Genomic DNA, 19,308 nt, shown 5'->3' with positions numbered 1-19,308 from the left:
TCCTTACCCATGGGCTAAGAGAAATTTGATTGCATTAGTAAGGGTATGCCAGTGTGTCATATGAAATCATATTTTGTTGCTCAAAATATACACTGAGGGCCTGCGAAAGGCGAAGTTCGCATGATCAGGATAGCCACTTCGGCGGTGCGGGAAGTCAAGCGGGCGCGCGCCAACCACGTGTTCGCGCAATTCTATTTCTCCGTCGATGCCTGGAAACTCCTGTTCGAGCCTCGGCGGCATTGCCGACGCACCCAACGGGTCGAGCCTCTTCAGTGAGGGGCGACCGTTCTGATCGGCCGGCGCTGATTGAGCCAGCCATTGTTGGGGAAACGTCGGCGCGCCGTTCGCCGTCTAACGCGAGCAACGCTTCTCACCCTAAGGAGCATGACCATGGCTGATCTGTTTGAGAACCCGATGAGACTGATGGGCTTCGAATTCGTGGAATTCGCATCGCCCACCCCCAACCTCCTGGAACCGCTGTTCGAGCAACTGGGCTTTACGCTCGTGGCGCGCCATCGCTCGAAGGACGTCCTGCTGTATCGTCAGGGCGAAATCAACTTCATCGTCAACCGCGAGCCGAACAGCCCGGCAGCGTATTTCGCCGCCGAGCATGGACCGAGCGCCTGCGGCATGGCGTTTCGCGTGCAGGACTCGCACAAGGCCTACGCGCGGGCATTGGCTTTGGGTGCGCAGCCCATTGAAATCGCAACTGGCCCGATGGAATTGCGTCTGCCCGCGATCAAGGGTATCGGCGGCGCCCCGCTCTATCTGATCGACCGTTTTGAAGAGGGCAAGTCGATCTACGATATCGACTTCGAATTCATTGAAGGCGTCGACCGCCATCCGGTTGGCCACGGCCTGCGCCTCGTCGACCACTTGACCCACAACGTCTACCGTGGCCGGATGGCACATTGGGCCAGTTTCTACGAGAAGCTGTTCAATTTCCGCGAGATTCGCTATTTCGACATCCAGGGCGAATACACAGGGTTGACCTCGAAGGCCATGACGGCGCCGGACGGCAAAATCCGCATTCCGCTCAATGAGGAGTCGTCGAAGGGGAGTGGGCAGATCGAGGAATTCCTGATGGCGTTCAACGGCGAAGGCATCCAGCACATCGCCTTCCTGACCGATAACCTGATCGAAGTCATCGATAACCTGCAAATGGCCGGCGTGCCGTTGATGAGCGCGCCGAACGACTACTACTACGAAGGCCTCGAAAAACGCCTGCCGGGCCACGGCGAGCCGGTGGCGGAACTGCAGTCGCGCGGCATTCTGCTCGACGGCAGCACCGAAGGCGGTTCGCGGCGCTTGCTGCTGCAGATCTTTTCGAAGACGCTGCTCGGCCCAGTGTTCTTCGAGTTCATCCAGCGCAAGGGCGACGAGGGCTTCGGCGAAGGCAACTTCAAGGCGCTGTTCGAATCCCTCGAGCGCGATCAGATCGAGCGGGGCACGCTCAAGGTGTAGACATCCAGCGGCATCGACGGCAACCGCTGCCTGACGTCACGAGCATCAAGCAGCTACGGCCCGGCGCGCCCGCACCGGTCAGGGACGCAAGCCGGTCTAACCCAAGGCAGGAGACAGGAAGAGACATGGTTTCAAACCATAGAAGTGACGAGCTCAAGCGCGGGCTCCAGAATCGCCATATTCAGTTGATCGCGCTTGGCGGCGCGATCGGGACGGGTTTGTTTCTCGGCATCGCGCAGACGATCAGGATGGCTGGGCCATCCGTATTGCTCGGCTATGCGCTCGCTGGTGTCGTCGCGTTCTTCATCATGCGCCAGCTCGGCGAAATGGTCGTTGACGAGCCTGTCGCCGGCTCATTCAGCCATTTCGCGAACAAATACTGCGGACCCTTCGCGGGTTTCCTCTCGGGCTGGAACTACTGGGTGCTGTACATTCTTGTCAGCATGGCCGAGTTGTCAGCCGTCGGCATCTATATTCACTATTGGTGGCCTGCGATTCCCACCTGGGTCTCCGCGTTGGCGTTCTTCGTGATCATCAACGCAATCAATCTGACGAGCGTCAAATCCTACGGCGAGATGGAGTTCTGGTTCTCCATCGTCAAGGTATTGGCAATCATCGGCATGATTCTGTTCGGCGGCTATTTGCTGATCTCCGGTGCGGCCGGCCCGGAGGCGAGCGTCGCCAACCTCTGGCAACACGGAGGCTTCTTTCCGCACGGCGTGAGCGGGCTCGTCATGGCGATGGCCGTGATCATGTTCTCGTTCGGCGGTCTGGAACTGGTTGGCATTACCGCGGCTGAAGCCGACAACCCGTCGAAGAGCATTCCGCGCGCGACGAACCAGGTGATCTACCGGATCCTGATTTTCTACGTCGGTGCGTTGGGCGTGCTGCTGTCGCTTTATCCGTGGGAAAAGGTTGTCACAGGCGGCAGCCCGTTCGTGCTGATCTTCCATGCGATGAACAGCAATCTTGTTGCCCATGTGCTGAATATCGTCGTGCTGACCGCGGCGCTGTCGGTCTACAACAGCGGCGTGTATTGCAACAGCCGCATGCTCTACGGTCTGGCGAAGCAGGGCAATGCACCGCAAGCGCTGCTCAAGGTCAACCGGCGCGGCATTCCACTCGCTGCGCTCGGCGTATCGGCACTGGCCACGGCAGCGTGCGTGGTGATCAACTATTTCATGCCGGGCAAGGCGTTCGAGCTGCTGATGGGGCTCGTCGTCTCGGCCCTGATCATCAACTGGGCGATGATCAGCATCATTCACCTGAAATTCCGTCACGCCAAACGCAAGGCCGGCGAGCCGACGATGTTCCGGAGTCTCGGCTACCCGCTCACCAACTACCTGTGCCTGGCGTTCCTGACGGGGGTGCTGGTTATCATGTACCTCAGCCCGGATCTGCGGATCTCGGTGTACCTGATTCCAGTCTGGCTGACCGTGCTTGGCGTGGCCTACCGTTTCAGGCAAAAGAATGCGGCGCCGGTATTGCGCCGCGGTATCTCGACGTAATGAGCGCGGCTGGCAGTGCTGCCGATCGTCAATAGTACAAGTGGGCGCCATCCATCGGTCCGAACTGGCGACGTGTGGCGCCCTGTCCGGCGGTGGCGCTATCGTAGAGGCGCCGGCTGGCCGCTTGTCGCGACCGTCCGCCCTTCCTCATCCTGTCAGGAAACACCATGTTCGAACATATAGAGGCCTATCCCGGCGACCCGATCCTTACCCTGAACGAGAATTTTCAGAAAGATCCCCGACAGAACAAGGTCAATCTGAGCATCGGCATCTACTTCGACGAAGACGGGCGCCTGCCGGTGATGCAGGCCGTGCGCGAAGCCGAAGCAGCGATTCTGAACGATCCGGGCCCCAAACCGTATCTGCCGATGGCTGGGTTCGCCCCCTACCGCGACGCAGTCCAGGGGCTCGTGTTCGGCCAGCAATGTCCGGCGCGCGCGCAAGGACGCATCGCCACCGTGCAAACGCTTGGCGGCTCGGGCGCCCTGAAAGTCGGTGCTGATTTCATCAAGCGTTATTTTCCGCAAGCTCGGGTCTGGGTCAGCGACCCGAGCTGGGAAAACCATCGCTTCATCTTCGAGCGAGCCGGTTTGACGGTAAACACCTATCCCTACTACGACGAAGCCACCGGCGGCCTGAGATTCGACGCCATGCTAGCGGGCATCGACGCATTGCCGAGACGCAGCGTCGTCCTGCTGCACGCGTGCTGCCACAATCCGACCGGAGTCGATCTGGACCACGCGCAATGGGAGCAACTGATCGCGGTACTGCAAAAGCGCGAGTTGTTGCCGTTTGTCGACATGGCCTATCAGGGTTTTGGTGCCGGCCTCGATGACGATGCTTTCGCCGTGCGCGAACTAGCGAACCGAGGTGTGCCATCGCTCGTGGCAAATTCGTTTTCGAAGAACTTTTCGCTGTACGGCGAGCGCTGCGGCGGCTTGCACGTGATCTGCGAGAGCGCGATCGAGGCCGAACGCGTGCTGGGGCAACTGACTGGTTCAGTGCGTTCAAACTACAGTAACCCGCCGACGCATGGCGCGAAAATCGTGACCAGGGTGCTGACCACGCCTGAACTGACTCTCGCATGGCAAAGCGAGCTGTCCGCGATGTGCCAGCGCATCGCCAGAATGCGCCTTGCCATTCACGACGGTCTGCTTGAACACGTGCGCGGCGAGGCGCTGTCACGCTATATCAAGCAACGTGGCATGTTCACGTATACCGGGCTGACGGCCGACCAGGTCGAGCGCCTGCGCGAAGCACATGGCGTGTACATCTTGCGTTCGGGCAGGATGTGTGTAGCGGGCCTGAACGAGAAGAACGTCGGGCCGGTGACAGAAGCGATCGCGAAGGTGCTCGCGAGCGCAGCCTGACTTCAGATCGTTCAAGAACTATCCCCCAGACGGCGGACAACGCGTGGTTACCCAGCCGTCGCGACAGGAATCTGCAGGATCGGGCGAGACCTGACTCGCATCAGCCGGGGTGCCGACGCGACACCCCAGTCGCCGTCCCTTACGCGACCGGCTCGACTTTCCTCGGCTTGGTCAGCATCACAGGCTGCAGGATTTCATCGAGTTGCATCTGGCTCAATAAACCCTTCTCGAGCACGATCTCCGCCACACTTCGGCCAGACGCGAGCGCCTCGCGTGCGACTTCCGTAGCATGCGTGTAACCGATGTATGGATTGAGTGCAGTCACGATGCCGATCGAATTCTCGACGATTGACCGTAGCCGGTCCCGATTGGCCGTGATGCCATCGATGCATTTTGAAGCGAGCGTGAGGCATCCGGCGCGCAGGTGGGCGACGCTTTTGAAAAGACTGTGCGCGATGATGGGTTCGAATGCATTGAGTTGCAGCTGACCCGCTTCCGCAGCAAAGCTTACGGTCACATCGTTGCCGATCACTTCGAACGCAATCTGGTTGACGACTTCGGGGATGACCGGGTTCACCTTCCCGGGCATGATGCTGGAGCCCGCTTGTACGGGCGGCAGATTGATTTCCCCCAGACCCGCGCGTGGCCCACTCGAAAGAAGACGCAGGTCATTGCAGGTTTTCGAGAGCTTGACCGCAACCCGTTTCAGCACGCCCGACAACTGCACAAACGAACCAACGTCCTGCGTTGCTTCGATCAGGTTCGGAGAAGTCGTCAGAGGAATGCCGGTCACGCCGCTCAGGTGACCGCAAGCGAGCTGCGCGTATTCAGGGTGCGTGTTGATGCCCGTACCAATGGCAGTGGCCCCCAGGTTAATCTCACAGATTAACTTTGCGGCCTCCTTGAGTCGCTCCTCGTCTTCGCCAAGCATGACCGCGAACGTGCTGAACTCTTGCCCCAGCGTCATGGGAACGGCATCCTGAAGTTGCGTGCGCCCCATCTTCAGGTCGCTCCTGAATTCCTCGGCCTTACGTTCGAACGAGGTGCGCAACGTGGCCATTGCATCGACCAGTTGCATGATTCCCGCGTATGTCGCAATTTTCAGCGCCGTCGGATAGACGTCGTTCGTACTTTGCCCAAGATTGACGTCCTCATTCGGATGCAGGACGGCGTATTCGCCTCGCTGATGTCCAAGATGTTCAAGAGCAAGATTGGCGATAACTTCATTCGCGTTCATGTTCGTCGAGGTTCCCGCGCCGCCCTGAATGACATCGACCACGAACTGGTCGTGTGCGGCGCCGGAACGGACTTGCCTGCATGCTTCAACGATGGCTTGCGTCTTGAGTTCGCTGAGTAACCCAAGTTCACGGTTCGCCAGCGCGGCAGCCTCTTTTACGCTCGCCAGCGCATTGATGAGGTTGGGGTAAGTCGAGATGGGAATTCCGGTGATGGGAAAGTTCTCGAGCGCACGCAACGTGTGGATGCCGTAACAGGCTGCGGCGGGCACGGCGAGGTCGCCGAGAAGGTCGTGTTCGATACGTTCAGTGGGCGCGAGCATAGGTTCCTCGTTGGTACTGGATTCGATGGACGAACTGCGTCACCCGGCGCTCTTGATGCGTCGGGACCGTCATGGGGGTTTTCGTGTTAACCAGCTGCATTGCGATGCGGCAATTCCGCCGCTGAAGTTGCGTACGTCACGCACTGTCTCGCCAGTACATCGGTGGGGTCGACCAGACTGACGAGGGTGCCGTTCGCGCCCACGAATTCCTTATGCGGAAGAAGTAGCGGTAGCTCCGTACATCCAAGGATGATGACTTCAACGCCCTGAGCGATAAGTCCATCCACTGCGGCAGCAATATCGTCCTGACATCGCCCGGTCGTGAACCCGGCTTTTACACCTTCCTTGCCATAAATGGCATCCATGACGCGTGTCTGCAAGGCGGGTCCGGGTACGACCTGATGTAGGCCCTGCAACTCGAGCGCCTTTTCGTAGACCCGGCTTGCGACCGTTCCGGAGGTTGCCAGCACGCCAACTGCGCGAAGCGCGGGAAACGTCTCGCGAAGATAGCGAACGGTGACCGTCAGCATGTTCACAATCGGTATGTTGAGATAGGGCTGAATCCGTTCGACGAAGGCATGAGCTGTGTTGCACGGGATGGCGATGATGTCCGCATCACCCGCTTCAAGCCTTTTGCATGTCGCGTAAAGAGAGACGGTAGGGTCGGGGCCATCGCCAATCAGGCTTTCTGTCCGGTCGGGAATCTGCGGATTTTGCTCGACCAGGAGCTTGATATGGTCCTGATCCCTTTTTGCGGGCGTGCTGCGCACTATCTTCTGAATGAAATCTACGGTAGCCAAGGGGCCAACGCCGCCGACTACCCCGACCTTGAAGACTGTTTCGGCCGAACCGTACTGCCCCGAAACGACGTATTGCGCATACGCGAGATTCGAATCAACCATCGGGACGCGCAGTGGGCCGATTTCATCCGCGACGAGTGCAATCTCTGTCATGCCTAGCACGATGATATTTACGCCCTGTGCGATAAGGTCCTCGCACGCTTCGCGCAGAAGCTCGACTGGACGACCACGAAGGTTTCCGCTCTTTACGCCGTCTGGTCCATAAACGGCTTCCGTGACGAGGTCGACGTTGTCGCGCAGTCGTGGATGAACAACCTCGAATTCGGATGCCGAGAAATATTTTTCGAATAGCCTCCTGCCTCGGGTGTAGTCCGAGGCCAGCACGCCCACGCGACGAACTGCTGGGAACTTCCTTCGAACGTGGCTGCGAACGGCCTCGACCATGTCAACAATCTGCAACGGCGAGTTGGCTTTCAACTCGTCAATGAAGGTATGGCTGAGGAAACAAGGCAGCACAACAGTCGTCACGCCTCGCTTCTCAAAGCCGTTAATCATGTCGAAAATATGGAGTTTTCTTTGCGTCGTCGCTTCGCTGCCCGTGCCTGAACTCCGGAAGGGATGCTGCTCGAAGACCACATCGAAGTGTTCTGCATCGCTGGTTGCAGGAGTCGACATCACGAGCTTGAAAAAGACGTCCGCGCTAGCCAACGGCCCGAGACCACCGACCACACCGAACTTGCGCTCGCTCTTGAAGTTTCCGGCCGTCATTTCGTCTCGCCTTGAAGTTGGCCGAACACTGTTTCAACGTTCGCTTCCTGTCGCGTGGGGACCCGCTTTGCCTCCCACTTTGCGATAACCGCCGTGGCGATGCTGTTGCCAATCACGTTTGTCGCTGTTCTGCCCATGTCGAGAATCTGGTCGATGGCAAGGATGAGAACGACTCCCGACGGCGGCAGATGGAACATCGGGGCGACAGCGGCGACCACGACCACCGAGCCTCTTGCGACGCCCGCCATGCCCTTGCTACTCAGCATCAGCACCAGCAGCATGGTGATTTGCGCGCTCAGAGGCATGTCGATGCCGAATGCCTGTGCGATAAAAATCGCAGCGAACGCCTGGTACATCATTGAGCCGTCGAGATTGAACGCATATCCGAGCGGCAGGGTGAAGCCGACAACTTTCTTGTCAACACCAAACTCTTCCAGCTTCTCGGTGAGACGCGGATAAGCCGCCTCACTGCTGGCAGTCGAAAACGCGAGCATTGCCGGTTCCCGGATGGCCTTCAATAGCGCCCAGATGGGTCTACCGAGAAATGCATAGCCAACAAGAATGAGTGCAGTCCACAGCAGTACGAGACCGACATAAAAGCTGCCGATGAGCTTGCCGTATGTCATCAATACATCGAGGCCGTGTACGGTAATCGCAGCGGCAAGCGCGCCAAACACACCCACGGGTGCGAGTCGCATCACGTAGTCGGTCAGCTTCAGCATTGCAGGAACGAGAGCGTCCACGCCAGCGATCAGCGGCGCCACACGCGGGTCCGTCTTGATGACGCTCAGAACAACGCCGAACAGCACGGAGAAGACAAGGATCTGGAGGATGTCATTCCGAGCCATCGCATCCATGATGCTGGTCGGAAACGCATGCGTCACGAAGTCCTTGAAGTTCAGACCAGCGGTGTTGAGGCCGGTGGCCACATCGGCGTTCGTCTGAACCATATGCAACCCCGCGCCGGGCTGCAGAAGATTCGCCAGAACGAGGCCAAGCGCGAGTGAAAAAAGGGATGCGCACACAAACCATCCAACTGACCTGAGCCCGATTCTGCGCACATCGCTTGAGCCCTCCATTCCGGAAAGGCCGGATACCAGTGTGGCGAAGACGAGCGGCGCGATGATCATCTTCACGAGCCGCAGGAAGATATCGGTGATGATTGAGAAGTAGCCTGCGATGGTCTTCGCTTCGGCGGCGTCACCGACCGTCCGATGACATATGTAGCCGACAATCACGCCGAGCACCATGCCGACGAGAATATAGAGCGTGAGGCGGTTTTTCATTTCCATCCGTCCGAGGGAAGCGCACAAAGGTCAGACGCGACCACCGTACGCGGGGAGAGGGCAAAAACGCCGTTGGCCAGGCGACGTTGCTGCGTATGGACGGATAGTAGGGATGGTCAAAAAAACTTCGATGCTAGTCCGGCATATGGTCATGCGAATTTCGCATAACGTGGGATAACCCTATTCGGAGGGCTGCGAAGCGGCCCGAAGGTGCCGCCAGAGCGTGTCCAGAAACTCACTTCGATTCGAGGCATCCCGATACACGCGAAGCTCGACTTCGAGATTCCAGTTTGGCCTGCCAGCGGCAACCAGCTCTCCCGCATCAAGCTCGGCGGCGATGGAGCTTTTGGGAAGCCATGCGACCCCTTCGCCTTCCATGACCAGCTTTTTGAGGACCTCGGCCATGTCGGACTCGTAGTGAAGGCGCAAAACCGGCGTAGCCTCGGCGCGACCCAACAGTAGCGCAAGACAGCGGCCGAAATAGCTGGCGGTTTCAAGAGTGAAGCGCAACAGCGGGTTTAATGTTTAGAGCCTTGAGGTTGACTTGCTGAAGCAAGGGTCGCGGCGAAGACCTCGAATGGCGAATGGAAGGCGTGAGTCGCGCGAGGCCGGCTGTTCAGACTGTCTGCAATGGCGTCGAGTTCGTCCTGACTGTAGACCGAAAGGTCTGTGCCTTTGGGCAGATACTGGCGCAGCAGGCCGTTGGTGTTTTCACAAGTGCCGCGTTGCCATGGACTGTGCGGGTCGCAGAAGTACACCTTCACGCCGGTCGCGGCGGTGAGTTCTTTATGCCGCGACATTTCTTTGCCCTGGTCGTAGGTGAAGCTCTGCCGTAATGGCTCGGCAATCGAATTGAGTTTGGCGGAGAAGGCCGCCAGTGCTGAAGCGGCGGTGGCGTCTTCCATCTTTGCGAGCAGCACCAGGCGGCTGGTCCTTTCGACCAGAACGCCTACTGAAGACTGGTTGCCGGCACCCTTGATGAAGTCGCCTTCCCAGTGTCCAGGCATCAACCGGTCTTCGATTTCGGGCGGCCGCACATGAATGCTGACCATGTCGGGAATCTGTCCACGCCGGTCTGTGCCCCGTGTACGCGGCATACGCGTGCTGTGGCCATGGCGCAGGCAGGCAATGAGCTGACGGCGCAGTTCGCCGCGCGGCTGGGCATAGATGGCCGTGTAGATGGTTTCGTGCGAAACCTGCTGGGTCGGGTCGGTCGGATACATGCGCTTCAGTGTGCCCGATATCTGCTGGGGTGACCATTTCCACTCGAGCAGGGTGAGAACGATGCGCCAGCAGACGCTTTGCAGGCAAAGCTTTGTGGGGCCGCGACCCGCGCTGCGGCGTGCGGCACTGAGCGCTTCGGCCGACACGGACGCGTAGCCAGCAGGCAAGCTGTTTCGCGCCAGTTCACGGCTAACGGTGGCTGGCGAGCGCCCGAGTATCCGGGCCATGGCCCGGATACTCGAACCCTGCAAATGCAGACTTGCAATGGTCAAGCGCTCTTCAGGCTGAAGTTGTTGATACTGAGTTCTTTCGTGCATCGCAACACCTTATACGAAACAGGTGTTGCACTTCAGATTTGATAGCGCCAGGCGAAGCCTGGGATTGGAGGAAGTCATGTGACGGAAACCAGTCATTGGAATCCAGAGGGTTCGACTCCCTCCCGGCAAAGGCTAACCACCAGCCGGAAGCAAGCCTTGCATGCGAGTGCGGTAACGCACTACTTGAAGCGTAGGCAGCGGGTACTTAAGCCGTGTGATTGAGCCTCGATATGAAGTAACCGTTGGTGTCTTCACTTTTCAAATACTGGGGACTGCACTGTGTGAGCCGTAATGGTGAGGCTCGCCAGGCCGACTGGGGTCTGAGAGCAGGGCAAAGGTACGAGGATGGATTCCCCAGGAACCTGGGAGGTCCTGTGTTCGACCAATCTTGTGCGGCCCTGAGGCACGGGGCGATATAAACCGGGCCATACCTTGCGGACCTCTCCGCCGCAGGGAGCAAAACGTGGAGAAGAAGGATTGGAGCGAAGAAGCGAATCCATAAGCGACTTCGTATTCGACACAGGAAGTCTTAGCGCCCTCGTAGTACTGATGACGCCGGGGAACGCCGCTCAGGCGGACCCGGTCGATGGAAAGGGGGGCGTCGTCGTTGCAGAATCGTTCGTGGGAAACACGGAGGTGCCTTGAAACCTGAAAGCGTGTCAACGAAACAGGAACGAATAGCCATGCTGGCGAGAAGTAATCCCGAGATGGCGTTCACCTCGTTAAATCACAACATCGACTTTGAGTGGGTGAGGTATGCCTACGACTGTACGCGTAAGGATGGTGCAGTCGGCGTCGATGGGCAGTCTGGAGAGGACTATGCGGTGAATCTTACGCAGAATCTTCTCGGGCTAGTCGACCGGCTCAAGTCAGGCCGCTACCGCGCGCAGCCGGTCCGTCGGCATTTCATCGCCAAGGCGGACGGCGGTCGTCGCGGGCTCGGTATTCCTTCCTTCGAAGACAAGGTGGCTCAGCGTGCCATCGTCATGCTTCTGGAGCCGATCTATGAACATGACTTTCACGACTGCTCCTTTGGCTTCAGACCCGGTCGCAGTGCTCACGAGGCGTTGCGTTCTGTGTGGAAGGGAGTTATGTATCGTGGTGGACAGTGGGTGCTCGACGTTGATGTTCGGAAATACTTCGACAGCATCGATCGGGCCAAATTGAGAGAGCTTCTCGCCAGACGAGTCACCGATGGCGTGGTAAGAAGATTGATCGACAAGTGGCTGAAAGCGGGCGTACTGGACGATGGCCAGCTAACGTATCCTGATTCCGGTACCCCCCAGGGCGGGGTGATTTCACCCTGCCTCGCCAACGTGTTTCTGCATTATGTTCTGGACGAATGGTTTGCTGCTGAGGTGCAACCGCGCCTTCGCGGTCCGAGCACCCTGGTTCGTTTCGCGGACGACTTTGTCGTGATACTCGCGCACAAAGACGATGCGGAACGAGTCATGCGGGTGCTGGAAAAGCGACTGGGCAAGTACGGCCTGGAATTGCATCCGGACAAAACCCGGATGATTGATTTCCGCTTCCAACCGCAATTCGGCCACGATGATGACCAGAAGCCGTTGGCCACGACCTTCAACTTCCTCGGATTCACCCACGTGTGGGTGACTTCGGAGAAGGGCCGGGCCATGGTGCGGCAATTAACCGCCAAAGATCGCATCGCGCGTACGCTTAAAACGATAAACCAGGTTTGCCGTAGTATGCGGACCAGGCCGCTTCGCGATCAGCACCGGCGTCTGTGTCGGATGCTCAAGGGGCACTATGCCTACTTCGGCATCAGCGGGAACTATGAGCGCCTGGCGACCCTGCCGTACCAGGTCGCACGCATCTGGCGAAAGTGGTTATCGCGAAGGTCGAACAAACGCTCTCTGCCATGGGTTGCCTTTGCAGGAATACTCAAACTATTTCCGCTGCCGCAGCCTCGGATTGTCCATAGCTACGCAAAATCGTGAGCGAATCTGCACGATGAAGAACCGGATGCCTTAATTGGGCTCGTCCGGGACTGTGAGGGGTGAGGGGGGCGACCTCCTCACCTACTCGGAGGCCGCCGCTGGTTTCTGTATACGAAATAAGTGGCAATGGCCGGTCCACCGTTCCCGGCAAGCGAAACATGGCCGCGGAACGTTGGTTTGGCCTGCAGACCGGCATGAATGTGTCGACACCCACGGTAAGGTGTTCGTACCTCGTAGGGTCCAGGTGGAGCGGTAGCTCGGGGTGGTGATAGGCGAACATCAGCTCGCAGTTGCCGTTGACGAGCATCAGGATCGAATCGTGGACATTGGTCGGAATCACTCGCGCGCGCACCTCGCCGAAACGCGCGGTGAGGGCCTTCAACCAGGCGGGGAGGAAACTCAGCGCGATCGTGTGGCCCGCTGCAATCTGCAGGCCTTTGCCCGCCATGCGTTGCTCGGTGCGTATGATGGCTCGCGTATCAAACAGCTTTCCAAGTATGTCTTCCGCGGCTTCCCGAAACAGTTGACCGGCAGGCGTCAGCGTCGGGGGGAAGCTGCTCCGGTCGATGAGGTCCGCGCCCACCCACTGCTCAAGTGACTGGATTCGCCTGCTGAACCCTGACTGAGTGACATTCCGGAATTCAGCGGCGCGCGAGAAACTCTGATACTGGGAGAGCGCGATGAAGTCCTCAATCCACTTGATTTCCATATCTGTTCCGTATCACTTCCAGCGGTTTGCCGTCGCTTCCGAAAGAGTCAGATTCTACGCTGGGCGGCATGGTGGACTGCGATGACGAGGTGAGGCGCGGCGCACGGAACGTATCACCGCAGACGCAGGGGGAAGACTGTCTGCTTCGGAGCGGTTTGGAGGACCGGTCAGCGTCTCGAAAGGACTCGGCCCGAGCGCTGGCAGCGTTTGCAGGTATTGCCGGACGGGATGTTGTGTCGTCATCATCGACTGGCAGCTGGCGGCCGGCACGCGGCATATTTTCGCCAAATCCGGAAAACCCCAATCGGCGCTCTTCAGAATCTCCGTTTCCCGCCGTTACCGTACTGATGGCATGCCTTGATGCGCATTGGTGACGTTGCCGATTCCGGGAACTGCAGCGTAGACGGCGTTTTGCGGACAAACAGTCTCTTTGACAGCATGGAAAACCCTGGAATCGACAGCGAAAGCGAATACTGCGTACCGGTCAGCGATTTGCATATGCCTGTCATCCGTTACGACGCGCACGGTCAACGGCGCTACATGAATCGCGCCGCGGCAACGACGATGAGCGCCGCATCCGAAAGCTCCCGGGTGTTGCTTACAGAAGCCGAGTTGCTGTCGCCGCGGACGCTGCGGTGTTACCTCGATGCCATTCGCGAAGTCGCTACCACCGGCGTCGCGCGCGAGTTGGAACTGGCGTTCGACGGTATCCGTGCGGCACAGCGCGAACACTACTTCATACAGTTCGTGACGGATCCGGTTCGAGACGGGGAACCCGGTGTGCTCGCGATCTATTTCGACATCACCGCGCGCAAGCGTGCGGAGGCAAAACTCCGCGAGCGGGAGTCCTTTCTCGAATCGCTGCTCGATACCATTCCCATTCCCGTTTTCTCGAAGGACAGGGAAGGGCGGTATCTACACCTCAACAAGGCCTTTGAAGCGTTTTTGGGCATATCAAAGCAGCAATTCGTCGGTAAGACCGTCTTCGAGACGAGCCCCTACGAATTGGCGAAAACCTATTTCGACATGGACGAGGATCTCTTCGCGAATGGGGGCATCCAGCGATACGAATTCAAGGCCCGAAACGCGCTGAAAGAGGTGCGCGACGTGGAATTCAGCAAGGCGGTTTTTCACGACGGTGAGGGCCGCAAGGCCGGGTTGATCGGTGCGATTCTGGACATCACGGAACGCAAGCAGGCAGAAGCCGAGCAGCGGACACAATACGAAAGAATTCTCCAGCTCAACAAGAGCCTCGAAGACAAGGCGCTGGAATTATCCGAGGCACGCGCACAGTTGATGAACGTGCTGCATACCATTCCCGATATGGTGTGGCTAAAGAGCACGGCTGGCGTCTTCATGCTGTGCAATCACGGTGTTGAGCGATTTGTCGGCAAGTCGAAAGCTGACATTCTCGGGAAAACCGATTACGACATCTTTGATGCCGGATTGGCCGACTTCTTTCGCGAACGCGAAGAGGCGGCAATCGATGCAATGCGTATTTGCGTCAATGACGAGTGGGTGGTCTCTCCGGCGACCGGCGAGCGTACGTTGCTGGAGACGCGCCGGCTGCCGGTATTCGATGCGCAGGGTGCGGTGACGGGCGTGCTCGGCGTGGCGCGGGACATGACTGAGCGGCGCCGTTTCGACGAAACACTGGCCCGGCGGGAGCGGGAATTTAGAACCCTCGTCGAACACTCGCCCGATACGGTTGCCCGCTACGGAAGGGATTTTCGACGCATCTACGTCAATCCGACTTTCGCATCGCTCGCCAAGGGGGGAGCAGAGGCACTGATCGGCAAGACGCCGAGCGAATATCCAGGCGGCCCCAATACAGTCCTCTACGAGCAACAGCTCGAGGAAGTATTCGCCAAGGCACGCGACAGGGAATTCGAGTTGAAATGGGGGCCGGCCGAGGGCAGGCAGCTATGCCACCTGATCAGGCTGACCCCGGAGCTCGGGGCGAACGGCACGGTGGAAACGGTCCTTGCCGTGGGACGGGACATCACGGAGCTCCATGCGTCGAGGGAAAAGATCCATCGCATGGCGTATTTCGATGCGCTGACAGCGCTGCCGAACCGCGCCCTGTTCAACGAATACTTGCAACAGACAATCTCCACCAGCGCGCACGGTCGCTTGACGGCCGTCATGATGATCGACCTGGACCGTTTCAAGGGCGTCAATGACACGATGGGCCATGCGGTCGGTGATGAGCTGTTGCGTGAAGCAGCGGGGCGCCTGCTCGCCTGCGTGCGTCCAGGCGACACGGTCGCGCGCTTTGGTGGCGACGAGTTCGCCGTTCTGCTGCCCGAGATTCGCGATCGTTGCACCCTCGAGCAGATCTCCGCGATGATCATCAACAGGCTCGACGAGCGTTTCCTGCTGGACGGAAGAGAAGTGTTCATTTCGTGCAGCCTCGGCATCGCGCTGTATCCGATCGACAGTATCGATGCCGAAGATCTGCTGAAATATGCGGATTCGGCGATGTACCTCGCGAAGCGCTCAGGTCGTCGCGGTTTTCGCTTTTACACGAAAGATCTGACAGTCGAAGCCACCGCGCATCTGTTGCTCGAGTCGGAGCTTCGTCGCGCGATCGATCAAGGCGAGCTTGAACTGCATTACCAGCCCCAGGTGTCGTTTCGCGATGCAGAAGTGATCGGCTCCGAAGCGTTGTTGAGGTGGAATCGGCCTGGCGCGGGTTTCATTTCGCCGGCTCAGTTCGTGCCGGTTGCAGAAGAAACAGGCCTTATCGTCGATCTCGGCAGATGGGTGCTTCGCGAAGCCTGTCGCGCGGCCTCCGAATGGAACGCAGGCGGCGGAGCGCGTCACAAGGTGGCAATCAATCTGTCGGCCAGGCAGTTTCAGTGTCGCGACCTGGCGCTGATGGTAAAGGAGATCCTCGATGAAACCGGTTGCCGCCCCGAATGGCTGGAGTTCGAGATCACCGAAAGCCTGCTGCTGGAGGAAGACGACTCGGTCATGAGCGCGCTTTTGGCGTTCAGGAACATGGGGCTATCGATCGCGATCGATGATTTCGGCACCGGCTACTCCGCGCTCAGCTATCTGGCTCGCTTTCCAATTGACACGCTTAAGATCGATCGTACGTTCGTGCAACGGGTCACCACCGACCGGCGTCATGCCGAGCTCGTCAAGGCGATTCTTTCCATCGCACGCTGCCTTGGGCAGCGGGTCGTCGCTGAAGGCGTCGAGACGATGGAGCAGGCGGCGTTTCTTGATGATCATGGTTGTCAGGTTGCCCAAGGCTTCCTCTACAGCAAACCGCTGCGCAAGCCAGACATCTCGTCACTTCCCCGTTATCTCAGTCCGGGTATTGCCGCCCATGACACACCCTAAGGGAGCGCGCAGGAAGCGCCACGTGTTGCCGCCAGATGAGTCATCCGTGGTGCCACAGGCTGCCTGCGGGCGTGTTGTCGATGAACCGTCGCCGCTGGTGTCGGGGCGGCGACGGTTTTTCTAAAGCGCTCGCAGTCAGAAAGCGTGCTTCAATCCTACGGTCAGCGATACCTGCCGGTCCGAATTCGAATTCGGCAGATTCGGAATCTGCGCGTAATTCACTGTCGCACCCGTGGTGGAATCGGTGGCGATGCCGCTACCTGCTGCCTTCTGGAAAATCCCCACTGCGTACAGCGTCCTACGTTTCGACAGGTTGTACGACGTGCCGAGATTGACCTGATGGAATTTCGGCGAACCACTGACATCCGTTCTCATCGAGTTGTAGATGTAGGCCGCACCGACGCTCCATGCGGGCGTGATTGCCCACGTGCCATTCACCTGTACGATATCGAAGCGCGCGTCCGCGCCTTCGGGGCGCACGGCGCTGGCGAAGTACTGGCTGTCGTCGAGGGTCTTGTGCGTGTAGGCGATTGAGACGGTGGCCGGGCCATACGTATACGAGCGCATTCTGCAACTGGCAGTACATCGCATCCGGATTCGAACAGGCGAGCGCGCCGAAATATCCTTGTGATCCCCCCAACGCGGCATCGAGCGGATTGTTGAGCGCCAGATAGCCGACCCCGAACGATACCGGTGAACCGGCGTAATTCGCGGATACCGCCCAGCCGCGCTTCTGCGAGAAATCGCCCGCGACGCCGCCGAGGCTATACGTGCCGCTGAATGTCAGCCCGGCGATGGCGGGACTCACATATTGAATCGCGTTGTTGAGATTGAGCGTTGCATTCAGGTTGTCGATATCGCCGAAGCTCGAACCGTATAGCGTCGACCAGGACGATCTGCCGGTTGGCGGCTTCGTGAAAAACCTGGACGCCTTCGACCTGCAACTGGCGCAGCGCGCTCTGAAAGCGCCCTGCGCTCAGCTGGTCGTAGCGCTGGTCCCAACCTTGCAGCGCACTGGCGTGATGATCCGCGTCCGCGAACAATTGATGTTTGACGTGCACGCGCGCATTCTCCTGACGCCGTCGCGCGCGATGAGCGCCGCTGCTGCGGACGCGGGCGCGACGGGCTTCTGTCTCCGGGGGCTCCGGGTGTCTCCGATAGGTGGCCGCGGTGTGCCGGGGCACGGCAGGCGTGCGGGCAGGCACCTGCGGCATCGTGTCGCGATTATACGGGCATCAAAAAATCGCGCGAGGGTCAGGCGGAGGTCTCACGGTTTAACTCCACGGCTATCTCACTCTCATTCTCATTGTCAGCAGCCGTATCCGGGGCGTTCATCCCGTACGCGATCATCATTCTGTACAGTGTGACGCGTGAGATGCCGAGCGCCGCTGCCGCCTTGCTCAATCGGTGATTGTGCCGCAACAAGGCCGATTCAATTGCGCTGCGCTCGGCCGCCTCGCGTATCTGATCAAGCGTGGTCATCTCCGTCTCAACCTGGGATTCAAGGTCGAGATCTCGAGCGGTAAGGAGTCTGCCTTCAGCCATCACGAGCGCGCGGCGCACGCGGTTGATCAACTCGCGCACATTGCCCGGCCAGTGGTAGCCGTACATCGCCTCGATCGCTGAGGGCGTAAAGCCCTGAATCTTTTGGGCGCTGTCGACCTTGTACTTCTGCAGGACGTGATGTGCCAGTATTTCGATGTCCCGGCCGCGCGCGCGCAGCGGCGGCTCGTCGACGCGCAGCACGCACAGGCGGTGGAACAGATCGGCCCGAAAGCGCCCGTCGCGTACCGCTGCTTCGAGGTTGACGTGTGTCGCGGATATCACGCGTATGTCGACGGGATGCGACTCGTGGCCCCCGAGTCGCTCGATTTTGCCTTCCTGCAGGAAGCGCAGCAGGCTCGCCTGCGCCTCGATCGGCATGTCGCCGATCTCATCGAGAAACAGGGTGCCTCCATTCGCCGATTCGATGCGGCCGATCTTGCGCTGGTCTGCACCCGTGAAGGCGCCGCGCTCGTAGCCAAACAGTTCCGATTGCAGAAGATGATGCGGAATCGCGCCGCAATTGATCGCAACGAACGGCGCCTTGCGGCGCGGGGAATGCTCGTGAATCGCAAGGGCGGTGAGTTCCTTGCCTGTACCCGATTCGCCGGAAATGAACACGCTTGCGTTCGATTTGGCGACCTTGCTGATCGTGCGCAGAAGCTGCTGCATTGCTGCACTGGCGCCGACCATGCTGTTGTTGCCCTTAAGCGTGACCTCGGCGACGGTGTCGACATAGTTCAACGCTACCATGCCACGCGCGTGTCCGAGCACGTGCGAGATCCATTCAGGCGGCATTGGCAGTGTGACGTAGTCGAAACAGAAATTGCGAATCAGTTCGAGCACGCTGCGGCTTGCTGACTCTCCGTCGCCCGTCATCGCTACCCAACCGATGGTCGGTTGACTCAAGCTTGCCTTGAGGGCGGTAAGGTCGCGCGGCGTGAAGTCATGGAAATCGATGAGGCCCGCTGCAGGGCCTGCCGCTTTCGCGGCGAGCTCTGCTCGGGCAGCGGTTTTCGCGATTGTGATGTCCCAGCCGGCTGAGCGCATCTCGGCAAGGAGTGCTTCATTCGGTGCGCGGGCAACGCAGATTAATCGGCGTTGGGTGTCCGGTCGGGGCAGAGGGGCGGACTGTGCCAGATCGGCACTCACGCAGGAGATCGGTCCAGGACGTTCAGACAATTCAGGCACGAGCACGATATTCCCCCGGTTCTTCCTACTAGTTGCACGCACGAACAACAGATGCGTAACGACGTCTTCTACGTTGATACTGCTCGCTGTGCACGGCCCGACATAATTTCTGGTGCGGATATCTTCGCCGTGGCCCGCAGCGCGCCTACACAGATGTAACGTCCCGAGCGGCCTTAGGTGCATTGGGACTTTCCCGATTCGGACAAAACCCGGAAGCGCCTGCGTTGGTGGTCGTGCCGCAAGGCGGACAGCAGGGTGGACC

The 19,308-nt window shown here is 59.1% G+C and carries 12 protein-coding genes and 2 pseudogenes; 6 read left to right on the top strand and 8 right to left on the bottom strand.

Going from position 1 to position 19,308, the window contains the following annotated elements:
- Window positions 1-120 precede the first annotated feature (120 nt).
- The 4 genes from B0G77_RS43460 (at window position 121) to B0G77_RS26185 (ending at window position 4,342) form a co-directional block, all read left to right on the top strand.
- Complete coding sequence (locus B0G77_RS43460; RefSeq protein ID WP_166656275.1) at window positions 121-276, top strand: hypothetical protein; 156 nt, start codon at window positions 121-123, stop codon at window positions 274-276.
- 114 nt (window positions 277-390) lie between these two features.
- A complete protein-coding gene (gene hppD, locus B0G77_RS26195; protein WP_133664928.1) occupies window positions 391-1,464 on the top strand; it encodes a 4-hydroxyphenylpyruvate dioxygenase in 1,074 nt (357 codons plus the stop codon).
- A 125-nt stretch (window positions 1,465-1,589) separates the two neighbouring features.
- A complete protein-coding gene (locus B0G77_RS26190; protein WP_133664927.1) occupies window positions 1,590-2,972 on the top strand; it encodes an amino acid permease in 1,383 nt (460 codons plus the stop codon).
- Window positions 2,973-3,139: 167 nt separating this feature from the next.
- A complete protein-coding gene (locus B0G77_RS26185) occupies window positions 3,140-4,342 on the top strand; it encodes an amino acid aminotransferase (RefSeq protein ID WP_133664926.1) in 1,203 nt (400 codons plus the stop codon).
- Window positions 4,343-4,481: 139 nt separating this feature from the next.
- On the opposite strand, the gene aspA is transcribed toward B0G77_RS26185, so the two are convergent.
- From aspA to B0G77_RS26160, 5 genes and pseudogenes are all read right to left on the bottom strand, one after another.
- Window positions 4,482-5,900 (bottom strand): aspartate ammonia-lyase, encoded by a 1,419-nt coding sequence (gene aspA, locus B0G77_RS26180; protein ID WP_133664925.1) that lies wholly within the window; start codon window positions 5,898-5,900, stop codon window positions 4,482-4,484.
- An 86-nt stretch (window positions 5,901-5,986) separates the two neighbouring features.
- The gene (locus tag B0G77_RS26175) at window positions 5,987-7,468 is read right to left on the bottom strand and encodes an amino acid racemase (RefSeq protein WP_133664924.1); all 1,482 of its coding nucleotides are present in this window, start codon (window positions 7,466-7,468) and stop codon (window positions 5,987-5,989) included.
- The gene (locus B0G77_RS26170; protein ID WP_133664923.1) at window positions 7,465-8,754 is read right to left on the bottom strand and encodes a dicarboxylate/amino acid:cation symporter; all 1,290 of its coding nucleotides are present in this window, start codon (window positions 8,752-8,754) and stop codon (window positions 7,465-7,467) included. Before B0G77_RS26170 ends, B0G77_RS26175 begins: the two co-directional genes overlap by 4 nt.
- 180 nt (window positions 8,755-8,934) lie before the next feature.
- Window positions 8,935-9,240, bottom strand: a pseudogene (locus tag B0G77_RS26165) (LysR substrate-binding domain-containing protein); the annotation flags it as partial.
- Window positions 9,241-9,272: 32 nt separating this feature from the next.
- Window positions 9,273-10,295: an IS30 family transposase gene (locus B0G77_RS26160; protein WP_133664922.1), complete on the bottom strand. Its 1,023-nt coding sequence runs from the start codon at window positions 10,293-10,295 to the stop codon at window positions 9,273-9,275.
- Window positions 10,296-10,936: 641 nt separating this feature from the next.
- Here B0G77_RS26160 and ltrA point away from each other — a divergent pair.
- Window positions 10,937-12,253: a group II intron reverse transcriptase/maturase gene (gene ltrA, locus B0G77_RS26155; protein ID WP_208116495.1), complete on the top strand. Its 1,317-nt coding sequence runs from the start codon at window positions 10,937-10,939 to the stop codon at window positions 12,251-12,253.
- On the opposite strand, the gene B0G77_RS26150 is transcribed toward ltrA, so the two are convergent.
- Complete coding sequence (locus B0G77_RS26150) at window positions 12,198-12,962, bottom strand: LysR family transcriptional regulator (protein WP_243751210.1); 765 nt, start codon at window positions 12,960-12,962, stop codon at window positions 12,198-12,200. The two genes, ltrA and B0G77_RS26150, sit on opposite strands and share 56 nt — an antisense overlap.
- A 438-nt stretch (window positions 12,963-13,400) precedes the next feature.
- Between B0G77_RS26150 and B0G77_RS26145 the strand changes: the two genes are divergently transcribed.
- Window positions 13,401-16,313: an EAL domain-containing protein gene (locus B0G77_RS26145; protein WP_166656274.1), complete on the top strand. Its 2,913-nt coding sequence runs from the start codon at window positions 13,401-13,403 to the stop codon at window positions 16,311-16,313.
- 135 nt (window positions 16,314-16,448) lie between these two features.
- Here the strand turns inward: B0G77_RS26145 and B0G77_RS26140 are convergent.
- Window positions 16,449-17,202, bottom strand: a pseudogene (locus B0G77_RS26140) (porin); the annotation flags it as partial.
- Window positions 17,203-17,567: 365 nt separating this feature from the next.
- Window positions 17,568-19,016 carry a sigma-54 dependent transcriptional regulator gene (locus B0G77_RS26135; protein ID WP_243751393.1) on the bottom strand — a complete coding sequence of 483 codons (1,449 nt, stop codon included), beginning with the start codon at window positions 19,014-19,016 and terminating at the stop codon, window positions 17,568-17,570.
- Between the last annotated feature and the right edge of the window lie 292 nt (window positions 19,017-19,308).

This window comes from Paraburkholderia sp. BL10I2N1, from assembly GCF_004361815.1.
Classification (GTDB): domain Bacteria; phylum Pseudomonadota; class Gammaproteobacteria; order Burkholderiales; family Burkholderiaceae; genus Paraburkholderia.
The sequence above is the reverse complement of the archived record's forward strand: the minus strand, read 5'-3'. Positions and strand labels throughout refer to the sequence as shown.